Source organism: Microbacterium sp. CCH5-D1 (assembly GCF_001557335.1).
Classification (GTDB): Bacteria; Actinomycetota; Actinomycetes; order Actinomycetales; family Microbacteriaceae; genus Microbacterium; species Microbacterium oxydans.
Genome location: NZ_LSJW01000113.1, coordinates 1 through 18,265, shown reverse-complemented (window position 1 = coordinate 18,265; position 18,265 = coordinate 1). Strand labels below are relative to the sequence as shown.

The window sequence follows — 18,265 nt, the reverse complement described above, 5'->3', positions numbered from 1 at the left end:
TTGCTTGTCGGTGGGATCACAGTCGTCGCCATCGCCGATCAGGAGCGTCTGGAATCGATCGCCGCGGTCAAAGCGGAGATCGTCCGGATCGAACGTGCGCTGGAGACGACGCGGGGCGACAACCGGGAGCTCGCCGAGCAGCTGACAGCGCTGCGCTCACAGCTCGCGGAGCAGGACGCGCAGATCGCGGACACGACGGGCTTCCTCCCGTGATGCGTCGCGCCGTGGCCGTCGCGCTCGCGGCCTCCGTGCTCCTCGTCTCGGGGATGATCGGCAGATCCCAGGGCCTCGAGCAGGAGAGGGCGTCCGCCGTCGCTGAGCTGACCGCCCTCACCGAGCAGTACCACGATGCCGGACAGCGCACGGACTACCTCGATGGCGCGGTCGACCGCGCGGAGCAGGACACGGCGCAGCGCGCCGCCGTCCTCGCCCAGCGTCCCGCCTTCCTCGCGGAGGTGCAGGCGCTCACCGTCGCCCTCAAGGGTGCGGAGGGGCGGGTGGACACCGCCGCGCACCGTGCTGCCGCGCTTTCGGCACAGCAGACGGTCGCCGCCGAGAAGGAGAACCCCGACACGGTCGCTGCGGCCACGGCGACCGTGCACGCGCTCACCGAGAAGGTCGGCACGGAGGTCGCCTCGTGGCAGGCGGCGCAGAGCTCGGGCCCCGGCGGGCCGGCGTGGTCGTCGAGCGGCCCTGACGGCTACGCGCGGGTACGGGCGGCGCTCGACCTCGTCGGCGGTGGAGGCGTCGGGCTCTACGAATCGTCGTCCTGTGCGGGGGGAAACGCCCCGGCCTGCGCGAACAGCAACGGGTACATCAAGTACCGCGCCGACATCGCGAGCTGGGGTGCCGGCCGGTTGAACTGGGCGATGGCGCACGAGCTCGCGCACATCTATCAGTTCCGTGTATGGGGCTCGCTCACGTCGTCCGGTGCCTACGGGTCGCTGTTCGGCGGCGACCCGGAGTTCCTCGCCAACTGCATGGCCGTGGTGCGCGGATATCCCGGATCGGTCGGCTGCAACGGCGATCAGCAGGCGTGGGCCTCGGGCATCTGGGTGGGCGTCGTCCGCTGAGGCGGTGCGCCTCAGCGTCGTCAGGACATCCGCGTCAGGATATCGGCGTCAGGATATCGGCGTCGTGGTGTCGATCGCCTCGCGCAGCGGCCGCCGCATCACACGCCAGTACGACGCCGGCGCGATACGGGTGAGCACATCGATCAGGCGCGCCTCGCGGCCGACCATGGTCCGTGCAGCCCGTCGTTCGGTCGCGCGGATGATCCGCGCCGCCGCGTCTGCGGGCTCGGTGTGGTACATCTCCGCCTGGGCCGCGGCGGCGCGGGCGGCGACCTTCGGGTCGATCGCCGCGGCATAGCGGCCGTGCAGAATGATCCCGGTGCGCACCCCTGCCGGGTACACGGCGCCGACGGTCACAGAGGTGCCCTCCAGCTCGTGCCGCAGTGCTTCCGAGAAGGCGCGGACGGCGAATTTGCTCACCGCGTAGGGGATCCGTCCGGCGGGGGCGGCGAGGGCGTAGACGCTCGCCAGATGGGTGATGTGGGCGGCAGGGGCGGCGCGGAGCGCGGGGAGGAGCGCTTTGGTGACGGACACGGTGCCCCAGAGGTTCACGTCGGTGAGCCAGCGCATCTCCTCCATCGTCAGCTGGTCGATGTCGCCGAGCATGGAGGAGCCGGCGCACGTGATCAGCGCATTGATCCGCGGGTGCGACGCGGTGATGTCCCTGACGGCGGCGAAGACGGCGTCGTCGTCGCGGAGGTCGACGACGTGCGTGGTCACGCGTGCGTCGTGCAGCTCCTCGGCGATCCTCGCGAGAGCCGCGGTGTCGTGGTCGACCAGCGCGAGAGATGTTCCTCGGGCAGCGAGCCGGCGTGCGATCTCCGCGCCCATCCCGTTGGCGCCTCCGGTGATCACGGTGGTGCCCCCGGTGAGGTCGAGGTGTTTCATGCGTCTCCTGCAGGGCGTGATCGGGGCGCGAACCCGCGGATGTCGGATGGGTGGGGCATGCTGATTCCGACCATTCTGGCCGACACCGGGCCGCATCGATACCGGTACGCTCAAGGAGAGGAGGTACCGGTGGGACGGACAGCGGATGCCATCGCCGAAGGCGTCGCGATCGCGACCGCTGCCGCGCGCCTGGCCGTCAAGAACCACATCCTCATCGGCACCATCGCCGAGGACGGCGTGTTCGACATGGACAAGTACATCGACGACGCGCGTGAGGCGCTCCGTGCCATGGCAGAGGAGTCGGAAGAAGCCGCGGCCACCGTCACCGCCCTGCGCAAGCGGGCGAGGGGCCGCCATTCCGATCCGGTGGGGACGCACGACTACCGCGATCGCGATGTGCGCAACCTCCGCCGTCGGGCCAAGCAGTCCACCGGCGTCGCCGTGCGTCTGCGCGAGATCATGCAGGACCGGGAGCAGCTCGCCGCCATCGTCGAGGAGGCGAGGAGCGCGGCCTGGGCCGACGTGCGCCACAACCTCGACCGTCGACTGCGTGTCGAGGGGATGCGCCCCGACCAGGATCCCGACTACAACCGCATGCGCGAGGCCCGGATGCAGGCCCTTCGGCTCGTCGACCTGCAGGCGCTCTCCTCGGAGCAGAGAGCCAAGGCCAAGAGGCGGAAGAAGCAGCAGAAGGCCGCATCGGCCGACGACTGAGGCCTCGTTTCGCTTTCGCGTCGGGACTGTTGTAGGCTGTTCTACGGCCCGCTGAGCGGGCCGGGCGCCCGTAGCTCAATGGATAGAGCATCTGACTACGGATCAGAAGGTTAGGGGTTCGAGTCCCTTCGGGCGCACACTGTGTTGAGACAGTGAGAAACGGCTTCCACTCCGGTGGAGGCCGTTTCTGCATTCTCCGACGGTCCGCTCACCGGCGATGTGCCGAGTCGGACCTCTCAAGTCATCCGACGTCGCCGAGGGCCGCGAGAGCGCGAAGGTCGAGCGGTTTGTCTGCCGATACGGCATCGATGAGGACCAACGTCGCCTGCGCGACGAGGCGCGGGCCGCCGGGGCCGTGCGTCCCCGTCACCCCGGGAATCGGAGCGAGGAGGAGCCCCGCATCGACGAGGCCGAGGTGGGCGACACCGTCGAACGTGAGACGTGCGCCGGTGCCGTCGGAGAGGAGGGTCTCGACAGTGGCGTCGTACGCGGGATTCGGGTCCGCATCGCCGGCGATCAGGAACACAGCCGGTCGGCCGAGGGTCGTCCCCTGCGGAGAACGGGGCATGCCGTCGATGTCGATCGTCCCGCTGATCCTGTCGTCGAGCCGCGCCGCCTCGATGGCTGCGGCACCTCCCAGAGAGTGGCCGGCTGTGACGATCCGCTCCGGGTCGACGGCGCCGAGAGCAGCGATCGGGGAGCTTCCGTCGACGAGTACGTCGACGACGGCGATGATGTCGGCTGCGCGGACCGCGGCCGCGTGGTCGGCGGCAGCCTGGTCGCGCGCGTCGTCGCCGGTGGAGACGAGTTCGCCGAAGGCGGTCTTGCCGTCGGCGAGTTCGGCTGCTGCCGAGTCGTACGGGTGGTCCAGGGCGATCACGATGACTCCGTGACTGGCGACCTCCTCCGCCCACGACGTCGCGAACCAGCGCGTGCTCTGGCTGCCGGGAGAGGCGATCACGACCGGGAAGCTCCCGGCCTCGGGATCCGCATCCCCGCCGGCGTTCGCGCGCGCCGCCGCGAGTCCGTCGAAGACCAGGGACGGCATCCCGTACTGGTCGGCGAGGGCTCGCGTGAGGGTGTCGACACGTTCCCGCTGCGGCAGGAAAGCCACGGAGTCCTCCGACGCGTCGGCGGGGTACCAGATCGTCGCCGGGATCGAGCGTCGCTCGCCGTCTCCGTCGCCGTCGCCGTCGCCTCCGCGGGCGTCGCGTGTCGCATCCGTCCAGACCGTCGTGGTGATACCGACGGCGTGAGGCCCGGTCGGTGCGGGCACGTAGACGGGCGGCAGGCCCCATGCCGCGACGCCGGTGCCGACCAGACCGATGGCGAGCACCACGCCCGTCGCGGACGCGAGACCGCGGAGGCGTCCCGATCGCGCCCAGATCACCGTGCCGGCGACGAGGGCCGCCAGGCCGGCGAGCAGGAACAGCTGCCAGCGTGCTCCTTCGACCAGGAAGGCGACGATGAGCGTGAGCGCGGTAGCGACTGCGACGATCCAGGTCGCGGTCGGCGGGCGGCGCCGTGCGGCGATGCCGATGACGAGGGTCGCCAGGACTCCGGCGGTCGCGGCGATGTCCAGCCAGGGCATGGCACTCCTCCATCGAGTGGGTGGAGCCACAACGCTACGTCGGGAGATCTCTGCGGGGCGTCATCCTCGGGAGCGAGCGGGCTCATCCTTGCGGATGATCCCTTCGTCGTCAGGTGAGCAGGCTCGTGATCGCCGGATCGCGGTCGGCCACCTCGGCGGCGGTCGCGACGATCACGTCGCGGATCGCGGCGACGGCGACGGCCGGCGTCACATCCGCACGGTGGGCGAGGCTCACCGTGCGGGTCATCATGGGGTGCGTCAACCGGACCGACCGCAGGGCGGGGCGATCGAGGAGCACCATCGCTGGCACGACCGCGACGCCGACACCGCGCTCGACGAAACGCAGCACCGCGTCCATCTCGGCGCCTTCGAGCACATGGGTGGGCCTGAGGCCCTCGGCGCGGAAGGCCGCATCGGTCGTGGCTCGAAGCTCGTAGGTCTCGTCGAGTGCGATCAGGGGGAGGGACGCGAGGTGGAGCAGCGTCATGGATGCCGAGCTCGATACGGGTGGCTCGGTCGCGGCCGAGACGACGACGAGCTCCTCGGTGAGCAGCGGCATCCGCGTGAGGCTGAACCCCGAGGGTGGAGGGCCGTCGGATTCCGTGATGAGTGCGATGTCGACGGCGCCGACGGCGAGCTCCTCGACGAGGCGGCGAGATCCGCTTTCGGTGAGATGCAGGTCGACGCCGGGGTGCGCGGCGTGGAAGGAGCGGATCGCCTCGGCGACGAGGCTGATGCAGAGGGTGGGAGGGGCGCCGAGGCGCACGCGTCCCCGTCGGAGCCCGGCGAGTTCGCCCATCTCGTCGCGGATGGCATCGGCCTCCGCCAGCATGCGCTGTGCGCGGGGGAGGAGCGTCTCGCCGGCGGCCGTGAGGGCGATATGGCCGCGCGCGCGGTGGAACAGCTCGGCGCCGAGCTCGCGCTCCAGCGTCGAGATCTGCCGGCTCAAAGACGGCTGTGCCAGGTGCAGGTGCTCGGAGGCGCGGGTGAAGTGTCCGAGACGCGCGACCTCGACGAACCCGCGGAGTTGCTCGAGGTTCATGTCCATAGCCTACCCGCATCGTTTCAAGTCGAACTATGCATTGGAGTTATTAGGATCCCCTAACTACCGTGGACCGCATGGCTACGCGCGAACGTCAGATATCCACCACCGTCCTCGTCATCGGCACCGGAGGCTCGGGCCTCCGGGCAGCGATCGAGATCGCCGAACACGGCGTCGACGTGCTCGCTGTGGGCAAACGGCCGCGGCAGGACGCGCACACCTCCCTCGCCGCCGGCGGCATCAACGCCGCGCTCGGCACGATGGACGCGGAGGACAGCTGGCAGCAGCACGCGGCCGACACCATCAAGGAGAGCTACCTCCTCGCCAACCCGCACACGGTCGAGATCGTCACTCAGGGCGCCGAGCGGGGCATCCGCGACCTCGAGCGCTGGGGCATGGACTTCGCGCGTGAAGACGACGGCCGCATCTCGCAGCGGTTCTTCGGCGCTCACACCTTCCGCCGTACGGCGTTCGCCGGCGACTACACGGGGCTCGAGATCCAGCGCACCCTCGTGCGCAAGGCCGAGCAGCTCGACGTGCCGATCCTCGACCACGTCTACATCACCCGCCTCCTGGTGCGCGACAACGTCGTGTTCGGGGCCTACGGCTTCGACCAGGCCGACGGCACCCGCTACCTCATCCACGCGGATGCCGTGATCCTCGCCGCGGGCGGACACAACCGCATCTGGCGCCGCACCTCTTCCCGCCGTGACGAGAACACGGGCGACTCCTTCCGCTTGGCGGTCGACGCGGGAGCTCGCCTGCGCGACCCCGAGCTCGTCCAGTTCCACCCGTCCGGCATCATCGAGCCGGAGAGCGCGGCGGGAACCCTGATCTCCGAGGCGGCTCGCGGCGAGGGCGGCATCCTGCGCAACGCGCTCGGTGAGCGGTTCATGGCGAAATACGACCCCGAGCGGATGGAGCTGTCGACGCGGGACCGCGTCGCGCTCGCGGCGTACACCGAGATCCAGGAAGGTCGCGGCACCGAGAACGGTGGCGTCTGGCTCGACGTGTCGCACCTGCCGCGCGAGACGATCATGACCCGCCTGCCACGCGTCTATCAGACGATGATGGAGCTGCAGATGCTCGACATCACCACCGACCCGATCGAGATCGCACCGACCGCGCACTATTCGATGGGCGGTGTGTGGGTGCGGCCGGAAGACCACCAGACCGATGTCGACGGCCTCTACGCGATCGGCGAGGCCTCCAGCGGACTGCACGGCGCCAACCGACTCGGGGGCAACTCGCTCATCGAGCTGCTCGTCTACGGGCGGATCGTGGGGCAGGCGGCCATGGAGCATGCGGCCGGGCTGGATGCGCAGCGTCGGTCGGCGACGGCCGTCGCCGAGGCGCGTGCGGAGATCGACGACCTGCTCGCCGCGGAGGGACGTGAGAACGTCCGCGCGCTGCAGCGCGCGATCCGCAACCTGATGACCGAGTACGCCGGAGTCGTGCGCTCGGAGGAGGGGCTGCGCGCGGGACTCGCCGACCTCGACATGATCGAGGGGCGCATGGAGGACATCGGCATCCACCCCGACATCGCGGGTTTCCAGGACCTCGCGCACGCGTTCGATCTCAAGGCGTCGGCGCTCGCTGCACGCGCCACCCTCGAGGCGGCGCTGGAACGTCGGGAGACCCGTGGATGCCATAACCGCAGCGACTTCCCCGACACCGACCCGACACTGCAGGTGAACCTGGTGTGGTCGCCGAAGGACGGTGTGACCCGAGAGGCGATCCCTGAGATCTCGCCTGAGATCGCCGAGCTCATGCGGGAGGTCGACACCGAGGGCAAGCTCGTCGAGTAGCGGGGACCCCGTTCACGACCGAGGCCCCGTCCTGCCGATGACAGCAGGACGGGGCCTCTGTGGTGCTCCGGATTCTTCGGGAGCTCAGTCGGCCTGCGGCTCTTCCGTGTCGATCACGCCGATGCCGACCGCCTCGTGATCGGGCTCGGGCTCATCGCGCTTCGGAGCCTTGGGCTCTTCGCCCGGGGCCTTCTCGGTGCTGGGCTCTTCGAGCTCCTCGGTGCTCGGAACCTCGCTCGGGTCGGCGTCTTCTGGCGATTCCGCCTCGGCGGGTGTCGTGACCTCGCCCTCGCTCGTGTCCGACGACGGCGTGGGCGTGGGGGTCTGCGATTCGGGGGAGGCCTCGTCCGTGGTCTCCGGGTCGGGAGTGGTGTCGGTCATGATGACCCCTTTCGACGATGTGGTCTGAACAGGATGGCTCCGCACACGCAGGACGGGAAGGGGCTTGACGCGCTGATGAGTTAACCGCGGTGAACCGAAGTGGTGAATCCGGCGTAGCCTGGAGGGGTGACAGCGTACGTCTCGGCCTTCGACCTCTTCTCCATCGGAGTGGGGCCATCGAGCTCCCATACGGTCGGACCGATGCGAGCGGCCCTCGACTTCGCTCGGCGACTCACAGCGACGGGCATCCTTCCCCAGGTCGCCCGGATCGGCAGCACCCTCTACGGTTCGCTCGGAGCGACGGGTATCGGGCACGGCACCCCGGATGCGGTCGTCGCGGGCCTGCGCGGTCTCACGCCGGAGACCTGCGATCCTGCCGACGTCCGTGCAGCCTGGACCGATCTGCCCGCCCAGGCCATGATCCGCATCGACGGCACCCACGACGTCGCCTTCGCGAAGGACGACATCGTGTTCGCGCCGCGCACCCGGCTTCCCGGGCACCCGAACGCCATGACGATCACCGCCTGGGACGACTCGGGTGCGGTGCTCGCCGAGGAGACCTACTACTCGGTCGGCGGAGGTTTCATCCGACGCGACGGCGAGGAGGCGAAGCTCGCGACCGCCGGATTCCCGCATTCCTACGCGGATGCGGCGTCGCTGCTCGCCCTCTGCGACGAGAACGGACTGTCGATCGCCGAGGTGGCGCGACTGAACGAGACATCGCTGCGCTCGGAAGAGGAGGTCGCTGCCGGGCTCGATGCGATCTGGGATGCGATGTCGGGGTGTGTCGATGCCGGCCTCCACGCCGAGGGCACGCTCCCCGGGATCCTCAAGGTCAAGCGGCGTGCCGGTGTGATCCGCGGCCAGCTCGAGGAGGTGGAAGCCGACGGGCACCGCGAGCTTCCCGGCGAATGGCTCGGTGCTTTCGCGCTCGCCGTGAACGAGGAGAACGCGGCGGGCGGTCGCGTCGTCACCGCGCCGACCAATGGAGCCGCAGGCATCCTCCCAGCCGTCGCGATGTACTGGTGGCGTTTCCTTGCCGACTCGGGGCTCGGGGCGGGCAATGCGGTCACTCCGTACGGCGAGCTGGTCGGCAGTGCGCTGCTCGGTTTCGAGTCGGACGTGCGTGCGGTGAGCGACGGGAGCGAGCTCGACGAGGAGCAGACCGCTGAGGCGAACCGTCGACGCGGCATCCGTCGCTTCCTGCTGACCGCGACGGCACTCGGGTCGCTGTTCAAAGCCAACGCGTCGATCTCCGGCGCGGAGGGCGGGTGCCAGGCCGAGGTCGGCAGCGCCTGTGCCATGGCGGCCGGCGGCCTCACCGCGGTGATGGGCGGCACGAACCGGCAGATCGAGAACGCGGCCGAGATCGCGATGGAGCACCACCTCGGTCTCACATGCGACCCGATCGGCGGGCTCGTGCAGATTCCCTGCATCGAGCGCAACGCGATCGCCGCCTCGACCGCCGTCACCGCTGCGCGGCTCGCCCTTCGCGGCGACGGCAGCCACTACGTCTCGCTGGACGCCGTCGTCGAGACGATGCGCCAGACGGGGGCCGACATGTCCACCAAGTACAAGGAGACGAGCGAGGGTGGCCTCGCTGTCAACGTCATCGAGTGCTGAGGCTCCTTCCCGTGTCCCTGTCGGGGGATGCGGGTAGCCTCTCCGAGACGCCACACGGGGAGGGATCACGATGGATGCGTTCTGGGAGCCGACCTCTCGGCGACGACGGCAGCAGCCCGTCGTCGCGGTCCGTCCGAACGATGAGGCGCCGACGACGGGCACGGGGTGGCCGACGAACATCCCCGCGGTCGCCCAGGTGCTGCGTGAGGGGATCGACCTCGACCCCGGGGTGACCTTCCTGGTCGGCGAGAACGGCAGCGGCAAGTCCACCCTGGTCGAGGGCGTCGCGATCGCGTACGGCCTCTCACCCGAGGGAGGTTCCCGGCAGGCTCGACACACCACGCGGGCGACCGAATCGCCATTGTCCGAGTGGTTGCGGCTGCAGCGGGGAGTGGGCTCGAGCCGTTGGGGGTTCTTTCTCCGTGCAGAGACGATGCACTCCTTCTACACCTACCTCGAGGAGAACCCGTCGACCAGCGCACCCGATGTGCCGTTCCACGAGATGAGCCACGGCGAGTCGTTCCTCGCACTGCTGGAGAGCCGTTTCGACGAGCCGGGCTTCTACTGCCTCGACGAGCCGGAGGCTGCGTTGTCCTTCAACTCCACCCTCGCCCTGATCGCCGTGCTCCGACGCATCGCCGACGAGGGAGGGCAGGTGCTGTGCGCCACCCACTCGCCGGTGCTGGCGGCCCTGCCGGGAGCGAAGATCCTCGAGGTCGGCGAGTGGGGTGTGCGCCCGGCCGAGTGGGACGACCTCGAGATCGTGAACCACTGGCGTTCGTTCCTCGAGCACCCGACGCGCTATCTGCGTCATCTGCTCGACTGACCGGCGCGCCGTGCCATCGCCGCGCATCATAGGCTGACGGGCATGACCGAGCACAAGCCCCCCAGGCGGCGTGGCCGTCCCCGCGGCGTCTCGGACTCGCGCGCGCGCATCATCGCGTCCGCCGTGGACGACTTCGGGGAGAAGGGCTACGACGGAGCGACGATCCGCTCCATCGCCGCGAGGGCCGGGGTGGACTCCGCCCTCGTGCACCACTACTTCGGCACCAAAGCCGACCTCTTCGCCGAAGCCGTGGGCATCCCGCTGCGTCCGGACATCGATGTGCCGGGGATCCTCGCGGGTCCGCGTGACGAGGTCGGTGAACGTCTGATCCGATACGTCCTCGAGGCGTTCGAGCAGCCCGAGGTGCGCCGGCGCGGGGTCATGCTCCTCCGCACCGCGATCGGGAGTCGGGTGACGACACCGCTGCTGGCAGGATTCCTCTCGCGTGAGCTCCTCTCCCGCATCTCGCGGAGCCTTGACGTCGACGACGCCGACCTCAGGGCATCGCTCGTCGCCTCGCAGATCGCCGGGATGCTGATCGCCCGATATGTGCTGAAGCTCCCGGCGCTCGCTGCCGCCCCGGTGGAGGACCTCGTCGCACGGCTGGGCCCCACGGTGCAGCGCTACCTCTTCGACTGAGCTCCACTTCCTTCTGCTCTGCACCTTCTACGGCGCTGCACCTTGCTGCCCTCTGGAGAACCCGTTGACGCCGTCGAGCGGGAGGCGCATAATTCATCGCATGATGAATAATGCTGCCGTCGAGATCACGCAGCTGCGCGTGCGGCGCGGGGCCGTTCGTGTGTTCGACGGCATCGACCTCGCCGTGCCCCGCGGCCAGATCACGGGACTGTTGGGACCCTCGGGGTGCGGCAAGACCACGCTCATGCGGTCGATCGTGGGCGTGCAGCGGATCGCGTCGGGCGACGTGACCGTTCTCGGTGAGCCGGGTGGTTCCCGCCAGCTGCGGCATCGTGTCGCGTACGGCACGCAGGGCGCCTCGGTCTACGGCGATCTCAGCGTGCGGCAGAATCTCACCTACTTCGCCTCGCTCCTGAAGGCGCCGAAGGACGATGTCGACCGGGTCATCCAGGAGGTCGGTCTCGGCGCGCAGGCGGCGCAGCTCGTCGATTCGCTGAGCGGCGGCCAGGCGACGCGGGTGTCGCTCGCGGTCGCGTTGATCGGCGCCCCCGAGCTCATCGTGCTGGACGAGCCGACGGTCGGCCTCGACCCTGTACTGCGTGCCGAGCTGTGGAGCCTGTTCCGACGCCTTGCCGACCGGGGCGTCACACTCATCGTCTCGAGCCACGTGATGGACGAGGCTGTGCGCTGCGACCGGCTGCTCCTGATGCGGGAAGGGCGGATCATCGCCGACACGACGCCATCGTCGCTGCTCGCCGACACCGGCACGAGCGACGCCGAAGCCGCGTTCCTCGCTCTGATCGAGCGCGACAGCGCGGCCGGCGCCGCGACCACCAGGCGGGCGCGGCGAGAGGCGCACGAGCGGAATGAGGAGGTCGAGGGATGAACGGCCGTCGGCTGTTCGCGACCGCCGGGCGCGTGCTCACGCAGCTGCGGCACGACCCGCGGTCGATCGCCCTGATGCTCATCGCCCCGAGCCTGCTCGTCGGTCTCTTCGCCTGGCTGTTCAGCGAGCAGGACGGTGTGTTCGATCAGTTCGGCGGTGCGATCCTGGCGCTGTTCCCGTTCATCGTGATGTTCCTCATCACATCGATCACCACCCTGCGCGAGCGCCGTTCCGGCACGCTCGAACGGCTGATGACCACGCCACTCGAGAAGGCCGACTTCATCCTCGGCTACGCACTCGCGTTCGGGCTGATGGCCCTGCTGCAGGCGGTGATCACGGTGTCGTTCGCGGTCGCGGTGTGCGGCCTCGACGTCGACGGGCCGCTGTGGCAGCTCGGCCTCGTCGCGGTTGTCGATGCTCTGCTCGGCACGGCGCTCGGGCTGCTGGCGAGCGCGTTCGCCCAGACCGAGTTCCAGGCCGTGCAGTTCATGCCGCTGCTGGTGTTCCCGCAGATCATCCTCGGCGGTCTGTTCATGCCCCGAGACCAGATGCCCGATGTGCTGCACGCCATCTCCGACTGGCTGCCGCTCAGCTACGCGATCGACACGATCAACGCGGTCGCGGCGGGGGACGAGGGCGCGGACGTGTTCGGTCCGCTGCTCATCGTCGTGGCGTTCGCCGTCGGCGCCCTGGCGCTTGCCGCCCTCACACTGCGGCGGCGAACTGGCTGAGACCGGCTCGGGGGTGCGGGTCAGCGAGCGGCGCGGTTCTTGGTGTGCTTGGTCGGCGCCGCGGCCCACGGATCCTCGGGCCACGGGTGCCGGGGGTAGCGGCCGCGCATCTCGGCGCGCACCTGGTTGTAGGGACCGGACCAGAAGGAGGCGAGGTCGTCTGTGACGGCGAGCGGCCGCCCCGCCGGGGACAGCAGGTGGAAGAGCACGGGAACGCGTCCGTCCACCAGCCGCGGCGTCTCCGCCCAGCCGAAGCACTCCTGCAGCTTCACCGCCACGACGGGGCGTGCGGTCGCGTCGCGGTCGGGCTCCGGGTAGGTGATGCGCACCCGGGACCCGCTGGGCACGGCGAGCCGTTCCGGGGCGAGCGTATCCAGGTGCGCGGCTTCCGGCCAGGGCAGCAGACGGCGAAGGGCGGACGTGAGATCCAGCCGGCTGGCGGGGGCGCCGGACGCGAGGGCATCGAGCTCCGTCGCCAGCCACGTGTCGAGCGATTCGAGCAGCCCCGAGTCCGACACGTCGGGCCAGGGTTCGCCGAGCTCGCGTCGCAGCAGCGCGAGTCGGCGGCGCAGGGCATCCGCACTCTCGGACCAGGTGAACATGCCGAGTCCGTCGCGTCGGAGCGCCCGCTCCATTGCATCCCGGCCTTCCGACGCCGCCGCCCGCACCGGCACCGATGAGCGAACGATCGCCCCGATCCGGCGCTCACGGCGGGCCTGCACGCGACCTCCGACGAACTCGGCCTCGATGCGGTCTGTCATCAGGTGGCTGGCCGCGCTCTCCATCTGCCCCTCCGTCAGCACCGCCGCCGATCGGATGACCGCACCGGAGCCCGCCGCCGCCCGCGATGAGGCCCGGGTGACGTCGGCCACGGCCAGCCACTCCACGGCGGCGAGCGGACCGGTGACCCCGGCCCGGGTGCCCGAAGCCAGCAGGAAGGTCGCGCCCGACTCCGAGCGCTCGACGCGGTGGGCGACACGGTCAGGGAAGGCCAGCGCGATCACGAGACCCACTCCCCCGAGGCCCGAACGCGTGTCCGGCGTCGGATCGACCATCCGCTCCAGGCGACGCGCGTCCTCGTGCCAACGGCGAGCGTCGGGGGTCCGACTTCCGCGCAGTGCGATGAGAGCGTGGGCGACGTCGGCGTCGGGGACGCGCTGGTCTCCGCTCAGAAGCGCGACCACCTCAGCGGCGAGTCGGTTCCCCACCACGGGACTGCCGTCGCGCAGCGCCCTGGCCAGTCGCGGGTCGGTCGGGATACGTGCCAGCACTCGGCCGTCTGCCGTGGCGCGACCGTCGTCGTCGATCGCGCCGAGTCCGCGGAGCACGGCCACGGCGTCGGCGAGGCTGTCGGCTCGCAGCGGTTCGATCATGCGCAGACCCGCGCCACCCGGTGCGCCCCAGCAGGCGAGGAGGAGGGCGGCGTCGGCGAGGTCGGCCGTGGCGATCTCCGGCGACGGACGAGCGGGAGCCGCGGCGTAAGTGCGCTCGTCGACGCAGCGGATCACGGCGCCGGGGCCCTGCCGGGTGGCGCGTCCGGCACGCTGCACGCACGAGGAGCGTGAGGCGGCGGTGGTGACCAGACCCGTCATGCCACGGGCCGCGTCACGCTGGGGCTGCCGCGACAGGCAGGTGTCCACGACCAGCCGTACACCCGGCACGGTGAGAGATGACTCGGCCATGGAGGTGGTGACGATGATGCGGGGGACCTCGCGCGGCGCGCGGCCGCGGATCACGGCGTCCTGTTCCGCCGGGGCGATCCGCCCGTGCAACTCGCGCACGTCGAAGGCGTCGCTGAGGGAGCGGAGGCGTCGCGCGATCTCCGACACCTCACCAGCGCCGGGGGCGAAGACCAGCACATCGGCTTCCGGGTCTTCGCGGACCAGTTCGGCGGCTGCGGATGCGGTGATGCTCGCGACGTGGTCGAGGAACCCCCGGGTGACTCCCCGTTCGTCGAGGCGGGGCACGGGACTCGGAGCCCATCGCTCGGTGAGGGGGAAGGCCGGGACGTCGTGGTCGACGACCGGCGCAGGGGACTCGTCGGTGCCGATGACGGCGGCGATCCGGGCGGCGTCGAGGGTGGCCGACATCGCCACGACCGTCAGGTCGTCCCGCAGCTCGCGCACCTCGGAGAGCAGACCGACGAGGAGGTCGGTCTCGATGGCGCGCTCGTGCACCTCGTCGATGATGACCGCGCCCACACCGTCGAGTCCCGGGTCGTCGAGCATCCGTCGCAGGAGGACCCCCGCCGTGACGAACTCGACTTTCGTGTCGGCTCCCGCGGAGCGCTCGCCGCGGACGGTGAATCCCACGCGCCCGCCGAGAGGCGAGCCGTCGAGCTGCGCGAGTCGGCGAGCGGCCGCGCGTGCGGCCACCCGGCGCGGTTGGGTGACGACCACCCGACCGGGGGTTCGCGAGGCGAGAAGCGGAGGCACCAGGGTGGTCTTGCCCGTGCCCGGCGGTGCGGTCACCACCACGGATGAACTCTTGTCGAGGGCGGCGGAGAGCTCCTCGACGGCGCCGGCGAACGACAGGCCGGCGCCGATCGTAGCGATGTCGAAGGCGGCGCGCGTCATCCGTCCAGTCTGCCCGGTCGGAGAAACGGCGGATGCCGCGACCGAATCGATCGCGGCATCCGCCGTCATGCGCCGACTACTCCGCGGGCGGCGCGGGCGGCGGTGGCGTGGTCGGCGTCGCGACGCGCGGCGTGGGCGCGGCCGCCGAAGCCTCTGCGACTCCTGCGCCGAAGCCGCGGCCCACGGCCTGACCCTGGATGATGCCGGCCAGGTCGAGCCCCGTAGCCGAGTGGACGCTGTCGAACACCGAGGCGAGTGCCTTGGCGCTGTCGGCGCCCACGACGGTGGATGCGCCGTCTTCGCCGGAGCTGCCGATGATCGACACGTTGCCGATCGCCGCATAGCCCTTCGAGAACTCGGCCATGATCGACGGCAGCACCTCGAGGACGCGCTGCGAGAGGAATGCGTCCTGGTTCGAGGCGATGGCCTTGGCCTCCGCCTCCAGGGCTGCCGCACGGGCGTCACCCTCGGCACGGATCGCGTCGGCCTCGGCGCTGGCGCGGAGGCGGCGGGCTTCTGCTTCGGCCTCGGCCTGGGCTCGGAGGGCATTCGCCTCACCGCTGGCCTTCGCGATCGCCGCTGCTGCTTCACCCTCGGCGCGGGCCTTGTCGGCCTGGGCCTGCTGTTCGGCGATGCGCGTGCGGGCCTCGGCCTGCTTGACCTGCTCGATCGCGGCGGCTTCGGCCGAGCGCTCGCGTGTGTAGAGCTCGGCCTGGGCGCGGGTCTCCGCCTCGTAGCGCTGGGCGTCGGCGACGCGCTTCACGTCGGCGTCGAGCTGTGCCTGCTTGTTCTCGGCTTGCTGCTGCAGCACCGCCTGCTCGGCCTGCGCGCGGGCGAGTGCTTCGGCCTGCTCGGCTTCGGCGCGCGCCCGGCCGATGCCGGAGTCCGCGTTGGCGGTGTTGGTGTCGAGCGCGGTCTGCTCGATCAGGTTCGCTTCCTGGTTGGCGATGTTCTTCTGGTTGATCGCGCGGTCGGCGTTGGTCTGCGAGATCTCGGCGGACTGGCGCTTCGCCTGGATCTCGGGGGCGCCGAGCGACTGGATGTAACCCACCTTGTCGGTGATGCCCTTGATCTGGAACGAGTCGAGGATCAGCCCCTGCTCGGCGAGCTCCTGCGAGACGTCTGCCGCGATCTGGTCCGAGAACTTCTTGCGCTCGCGCATCAGCTCGACGACCGACAGGGTGGCGACGATACCGCGGAGCGCACCTTCGAGCTGCTCGGTGGTGAACTGCTCGATGGCCTTGTCCTGCGAGGCGAATCGCTCGGCTGCGCGGCGGACCAGGATCGGGTCGGATCCGATCTTCACGATCGCGACACCGTCGACGTTCAGGGTCACGCTGTCGAGCGACTGCGCTTCGGCGTTCAGGGAGACCTGACGTGAACGCAGCGAGATGATCTCGTGACGCTGCGTGATCGGGTTCACGAGCGACTTGCCGTTCACGATCACGGTGACCGGCGACTCCGACATCTCGGACCTGCTCGAGCCGTCGGCCGAGAGCACTGCCGTCTGCACCTTCTGCTTGCGTCCCGAGATGACGAGTGCCTCGTCGGCGCGAGCGACCTTGATCCAGCTGCGCGCGAACAGCAGCAGGACGAGCAGTAGGACGACGGCGACGACGACGGCGATTCCGACGATGACGAGGATGCCGACGATTCCGGCGATCTCCATGGATGACCTCCCTGATTCCCCCCGAGGGGGCGGTCTCGGGCGCGCCGTGATGCGCGCCTTCGCCCCCACCCTGCCAGAAAAGCGCCCGGCACCGCCGCGGCGGACGTTATCTTCCACTCCCCGTGGGGAACTCTGTCTCCTCCAGAGAAGCTGTGGAGGAGAGCCGGACATCAGCCCTTGCGGAGCTTCTCCGCGAGGTCGCGCAGGGCGCGGAGCTCGTCGTCGTCGAGGCGGGACATGCGCTCGGCGATCGAGCGTCCGTGCACGGTGGCGAGCGAGCGGAAGGCTCGTGCCCCCTCGTCGGTCGCGCGGATCAGTGCGCCGCGACCGTCGTCGGGGTCGGGGCACTTCGCCACGAGACCGCGCGCGACCATGCGGTCGACCAGTCGCGAGACGCTGGGTTGGCTGATGAGCATATTCGCCGTGATGTCCCGCAGCCGCGCTGTGAGGTCGGGGGAGCGGGTGACGGTGAGCAGCACGTCGTACTCGGCCTGCGCGATATCGCTGTGCTCGAAGTCGCCCATCATCTCGGTGAACAGCTCGTGCTGTGCGCGGAACAGGCTCTCCCAGGCCTCCAGGGCGAGCTTGCGATCGGTCATCCTCACAGAATAGTGCGAACAGTAAAGGGCCGGTCGGAGAGGCTCCCGACCGGCCCTTGTCCCTTGCACCAAGAGTGTCCTGCAATCACATGCGGTGGATGCCACAGCAAACATTCACCGTGCGATCACTGTATAACGGCGAGGTAACGAATGCAACGGTTTGATCACGGAATCTTGAGCGCAGGCATCGAGCGCCTTGTCCCTTCTCACGAAACCTGTCGCTTTCTCATGAAAGTTGTCGCTGTTCTCATGAAAGATGGCGGATTCTCACGGATGTTGTCGCGTCTGCGGCGTGGCGTGGGTAGGCGGGTGGGTGTGGGTGTCACCCTGCGGGTGGGTGGGGTCGCCGATGTTGGTGGCCTGAGTTGTCAGGACCCGAGATATAGGGCAGTACCTCTCCTCAGGAGTCAGGCCGTCCGTCGAATAGGTATCTTCCGTCGACGTTGATTGGATTCCTGTGGACCTGACTTTGCAGTGGACTGGTGTGCCCGCTTCCGTGGATGACGCGGGGTGCGTGGTCGAGTTTCGTCTCGATGGTGCGCATGAGGAGTTGGATGAGCGGGACGTGGGTGGTGTCCCGTTCGAGCGGTGTGAGTCGGTGCGCGTGTTCTCGTCGTGGAGGGGCAAGCGGCATTATGACGGTCACTTCTGGATGTCGCGGTTGGGGCGGTCGGTAGCGTTCGAGTCGCTGGTGGAGCGGTCTTGTCTGTCGGAGCTTGATCGGCTGCCGACTGTGGTCGGAGTGTCGAGCCAGCCGATGTGGATCTCGTGGGGTGAAGGCGGAGTGCGACGTCAGCATGCGCCGGATTTCTTCGCGCGGCTCGCTGATGGGTCGGGTGCAGTAGTGGATGTGCGGCCGACAGATCTGATCGATGAGCGTGCGCGGGAGCAGTTCGATCGCACGGCGGCGTTCTGTGCTCGGGTGGGGTGGCGGTATGTGGTGTTCGAGGGTTTGTCGCGGGTCCGGGATGCGAACCTGCGGTTCCTGAATCGATACCGAATCCTCCCGGACCCGGACGAGATACCGGATGTCCCGGCGGGTGGTGCATCCCTCGCCGTGGTCGCGGCGATGCTGACACCCGGACCCGCGGGTCTCGCCGCTTGCTATCACCTGATTTGGTCGGGCGTATTGAGTGCGGATCTGGAGCGACCTTTGGCAATGACGAGTGTCCTGACCAGGGGCGTAACGGTGCCCAGTGTGGCGGTGTCGGCGTGAGGG

The 18,265-nt window shown here is 69.6% G+C and carries 17 protein-coding genes and 1 tRNA gene; 11 read left to right on the top strand and 7 right to left on the bottom strand.

Annotated features, from left to right (window positions below; translation table 11 throughout):
• Nucleotides 1–213 (top strand): hypothetical protein, encoded by a 213-nt coding sequence (locus AX744_RS07450; protein WP_230977960.1) that lies wholly within the window; start codon nucleotides 1–3, stop codon nucleotides 211–213.
• Entirely contained in the window at nucleotides 213–1,073 is an 861-nt protein-coding gene (locus tag AX744_RS07445; RefSeq protein ID WP_061016114.1) for a hypothetical protein, read from the top strand. Before AX744_RS07450 ends, AX744_RS07445 begins: the two co-directional genes overlap by 1 nt.
• Nucleotides 1,074–1,121: 48 nt before the next feature.
• Here the strand turns inward: AX744_RS07445 and AX744_RS07440 are convergent, their stop codons facing one another.
• The gene (locus AX744_RS07440) at nucleotides 1,122–1,961 is read right to left on the bottom strand and encodes an SDR family NAD(P)-dependent oxidoreductase (RefSeq protein WP_061016091.1); all 840 of its coding nucleotides are present in this window, start codon (nucleotides 1,959–1,961) and stop codon (nucleotides 1,122–1,124) included.
• A 129-nt stretch (nucleotides 1,962–2,090) separates the two neighbouring features.
• Here AX744_RS07440 and AX744_RS07435 point away from each other — a divergent pair, with 129 nt between their 5' ends.
• Together AX744_RS07435 and AX744_RS07430 are read left to right on the top strand one after the other, a co-directional pair.
• Nucleotides 2,091–2,675 (top strand): hypothetical protein, encoded by a 585-nt coding sequence (locus tag AX744_RS07435; RefSeq protein ID WP_058631503.1) that lies wholly within the window; start codon nucleotides 2,091–2,093, stop codon nucleotides 2,673–2,675.
• 64 nt (nucleotides 2,676–2,739) lie between these two features.
• A tRNA-Arg gene (locus AX744_RS07430) sits at nucleotides 2,740–2,812 on the top strand.
• Nucleotides 2,813–2,916: 104 nt separating this feature from the next.
• On the opposite strand, the gene AX744_RS07425 is transcribed toward AX744_RS07430, so the two are convergent.
• Nucleotides 2,917–4,266, bottom strand: a complete 1,350-nt coding sequence (locus AX744_RS07425) for an alpha/beta hydrolase (RefSeq protein ID WP_061016088.1) — start codon at nucleotides 4,264–4,266, stop codon at nucleotides 2,917–2,919.
• Nucleotides 4,267–4,375: 109 nt separating this feature from the next.
• Nucleotides 4,376–5,314 (bottom strand): LysR family transcriptional regulator, encoded by a 939-nt coding sequence (locus AX744_RS07420; RefSeq protein WP_082738444.1) that lies wholly within the window; start codon nucleotides 5,312–5,314, stop codon nucleotides 4,376–4,378.
• 71 nt (nucleotides 5,315–5,385) lie between these two features.
• Between AX744_RS07420 and AX744_RS07415 the strand changes: the two genes are divergently transcribed.
• The gene (locus AX744_RS07415; protein WP_046746706.1) at nucleotides 5,386–7,116 is read left to right on the top strand and encodes an L-aspartate oxidase; all 1,731 of its coding nucleotides are present in this window, start codon (nucleotides 5,386–5,388) and stop codon (nucleotides 7,114–7,116) included.
• A gap of 84 nt (nucleotides 7,117–7,200) precedes the next feature.
• On the opposite strand, the gene AX744_RS07410 is transcribed toward AX744_RS07415, so the two are convergent.
• The gene (locus AX744_RS07410) at nucleotides 7,201–7,497 is read right to left on the bottom strand and encodes a hypothetical protein (protein WP_046746705.1); all 297 of its coding nucleotides are present in this window, start codon (nucleotides 7,495–7,497) and stop codon (nucleotides 7,201–7,203) included.
• A 126-nt stretch (nucleotides 7,498–7,623) separates the two neighbouring features.
• On the opposite strand from AX744_RS07410, the gene AX744_RS07405 reads away from it, so the two are divergent.
• From AX744_RS07405 to AX744_RS07385, 5 genes are all read left to right on the top strand, one after another.
• Nucleotides 7,624–9,120 carry an L-serine ammonia-lyase, iron-sulfur-dependent, subunit alpha gene (locus AX744_RS07405; protein ID WP_061016086.1) on the top strand — a complete coding sequence of 499 codons (1,497 nt, stop codon included), beginning with the start codon at nucleotides 7,624–7,626 and terminating at the stop codon, nucleotides 9,118–9,120.
• Between the two features lie 70 nt (nucleotides 9,121–9,190).
• Nucleotides 9,191–9,946 (top strand): AAA family ATPase, encoded by a 756-nt coding sequence (locus AX744_RS07400; RefSeq protein ID WP_046746703.1) that lies wholly within the window; start codon nucleotides 9,191–9,193, stop codon nucleotides 9,944–9,946.
• A 42-nt stretch (nucleotides 9,947–9,988) separates the two neighbouring features.
• Nucleotides 9,989–10,585, top strand: a complete 597-nt coding sequence (locus tag AX744_RS07395) for a TetR/AcrR family transcriptional regulator (protein WP_061016084.1) — start codon at nucleotides 9,989–9,991, stop codon at nucleotides 10,583–10,585.
• A 100-nt stretch (nucleotides 10,586–10,685) separates the two neighbouring features.
• Nucleotides 10,686–11,471 carry an ABC transporter ATP-binding protein gene (locus AX744_RS07390; protein WP_061016081.1) on the top strand — a complete coding sequence of 262 codons (786 nt, stop codon included), beginning with the start codon at nucleotides 10,686–10,688 and terminating at the stop codon, nucleotides 11,469–11,471.
• Complete coding sequence (locus AX744_RS07385; RefSeq protein WP_046746701.1) at nucleotides 11,468–12,202, top strand: ABC transporter permease; 735 nt, start codon at nucleotides 11,468–11,470, stop codon at nucleotides 12,200–12,202. The genes AX744_RS07390 and AX744_RS07385 overlap by 4 nt, the downstream gene beginning before the upstream one ends.
• A 20-nt stretch (nucleotides 12,203–12,222) precedes the next feature.
• On the opposite strand, the gene hrpB is transcribed toward AX744_RS07385, so the two are convergent.
• From hrpB to AX744_RS07370, 3 genes are all read right to left on the bottom strand, one after another.
• Nucleotides 12,223–14,778 (bottom strand): ATP-dependent helicase HrpB, encoded by a 2,556-nt coding sequence (gene hrpB / locus AX744_RS07380; RefSeq protein WP_061016112.1) that lies wholly within the window; start codon nucleotides 14,776–14,778, stop codon nucleotides 12,223–12,225.
• Nucleotides 14,779–14,854: 76 nt separating this feature from the next.
• Nucleotides 14,855–16,447, bottom strand: coding sequence for an SPFH domain-containing protein (locus tag AX744_RS07375; protein ID WP_046746700.1), 1,593 nt, complete (start codon nucleotides 16,445–16,447; stop codon nucleotides 14,855–14,857).
• A 170-nt stretch (nucleotides 16,448–16,617) separates the two neighbouring features.
• Nucleotides 16,618–17,046 carry a MarR family winged helix-turn-helix transcriptional regulator gene (locus AX744_RS07370; protein ID WP_045264204.1) on the bottom strand — a complete coding sequence of 143 codons (429 nt, stop codon included), beginning with the start codon at nucleotides 17,044–17,046 and terminating at the stop codon, nucleotides 16,618–16,620.
• Between the two features lie 514 nt (nucleotides 17,047–17,560).
• On the opposite strand from AX744_RS07370, the gene AX744_RS07365 reads away from it, so the two are divergent.
• Nucleotides 17,561–18,262 carry a TnsA-like heteromeric transposase endonuclease subunit gene (locus tag AX744_RS07365; protein WP_231728757.1) on the top strand — a complete coding sequence of 234 codons (702 nt, stop codon included), beginning with the start codon at nucleotides 17,561–17,563 and terminating at the stop codon, nucleotides 18,260–18,262.
• Nucleotides 18,263–18,265 lie beyond the last annotated feature (3 nt).

Excerpts from the sequence above, each read along its gene's own strand:
- AX744_RS07395 (WP_061016084.1), top strand. The coding sequence starts at position 9,989 with ATGACCGAGCACAAGCCCCCCAGGCGGCGTGGCCGTCCCCGCGGCGTC.
- AX744_RS07385 (WP_046746701.1), top strand. The coding sequence starts at position 11,468 with ATGAACGGCCGTCGGCTGTTCGCGACCGCCGGGCGCGTGCTCACGCAG.
- AX744_RS07420 (WP_082738444.1), bottom strand. The coding sequence starts at position 5,314 with ATGGACATGAACCTCGAGCAACTCCGCGGGTTCGTCGAGGTCGCGCGT.
- hrpB (WP_061016112.1), bottom strand. The coding sequence starts at position 14,778 with ATGACGCGCGCCGCCTTCGACATCGCTACGATCGGCGCCGGCCTGTCG.
- AX744_RS07415 (WP_046746706.1), top strand. The coding sequence starts at position 5,386 with ATGGCTACGCGCGAACGTCAGATATCCACCACCGTCCTCGTCATCGGC.
- AX744_RS07400 (WP_046746703.1), top strand. The coding sequence starts at position 9,191 with ATGGATGCGTTCTGGGAGCCGACCTCTCGGCGACGACGGCAGCAGCCC.
- AX744_RS07375 (WP_046746700.1), bottom strand. The coding sequence starts at position 16,447 with ATGGAGATCGCCGGAATCGTCGGCATCCTCGTCATCGTCGGAATCGCC.
- AX744_RS07445 (WP_061016114.1), top strand. The coding sequence starts at position 213 with ATGCGTCGCGCCGTGGCCGTCGCGCTCGCGGCCTCCGTGCTCCTCGTC.
- AX744_RS07370 (WP_045264204.1), bottom strand. The coding sequence starts at position 17,046 with ATGACCGATCGCAAGCTCGCCCTGGAGGCCTGGGAGAGCCTGTTCCGC.
- AX744_RS07425 (WP_061016088.1), bottom strand. The coding sequence starts at position 4,266 with ATGCCCTGGCTGGACATCGCCGCGACCGCCGGAGTCCTGGCGACCCTC.
- AX744_RS07390 (WP_061016081.1), top strand. The coding sequence starts at position 10,686 with ATGATGAATAATGCTGCCGTCGAGATCACGCAGCTGCGCGTGCGGCGC.
- AX744_RS07440 (WP_061016091.1), bottom strand. The coding sequence starts at position 1,961 with ATGAAACACCTCGACCTCACCGGGGGCACCACCGTGATCACCGGAGGC.
- AX744_RS07410 (WP_046746705.1), bottom strand. The coding sequence starts at position 7,497 with ATGACCGACACCACTCCCGACCCGGAGACCACGGACGAGGCCTCCCCC.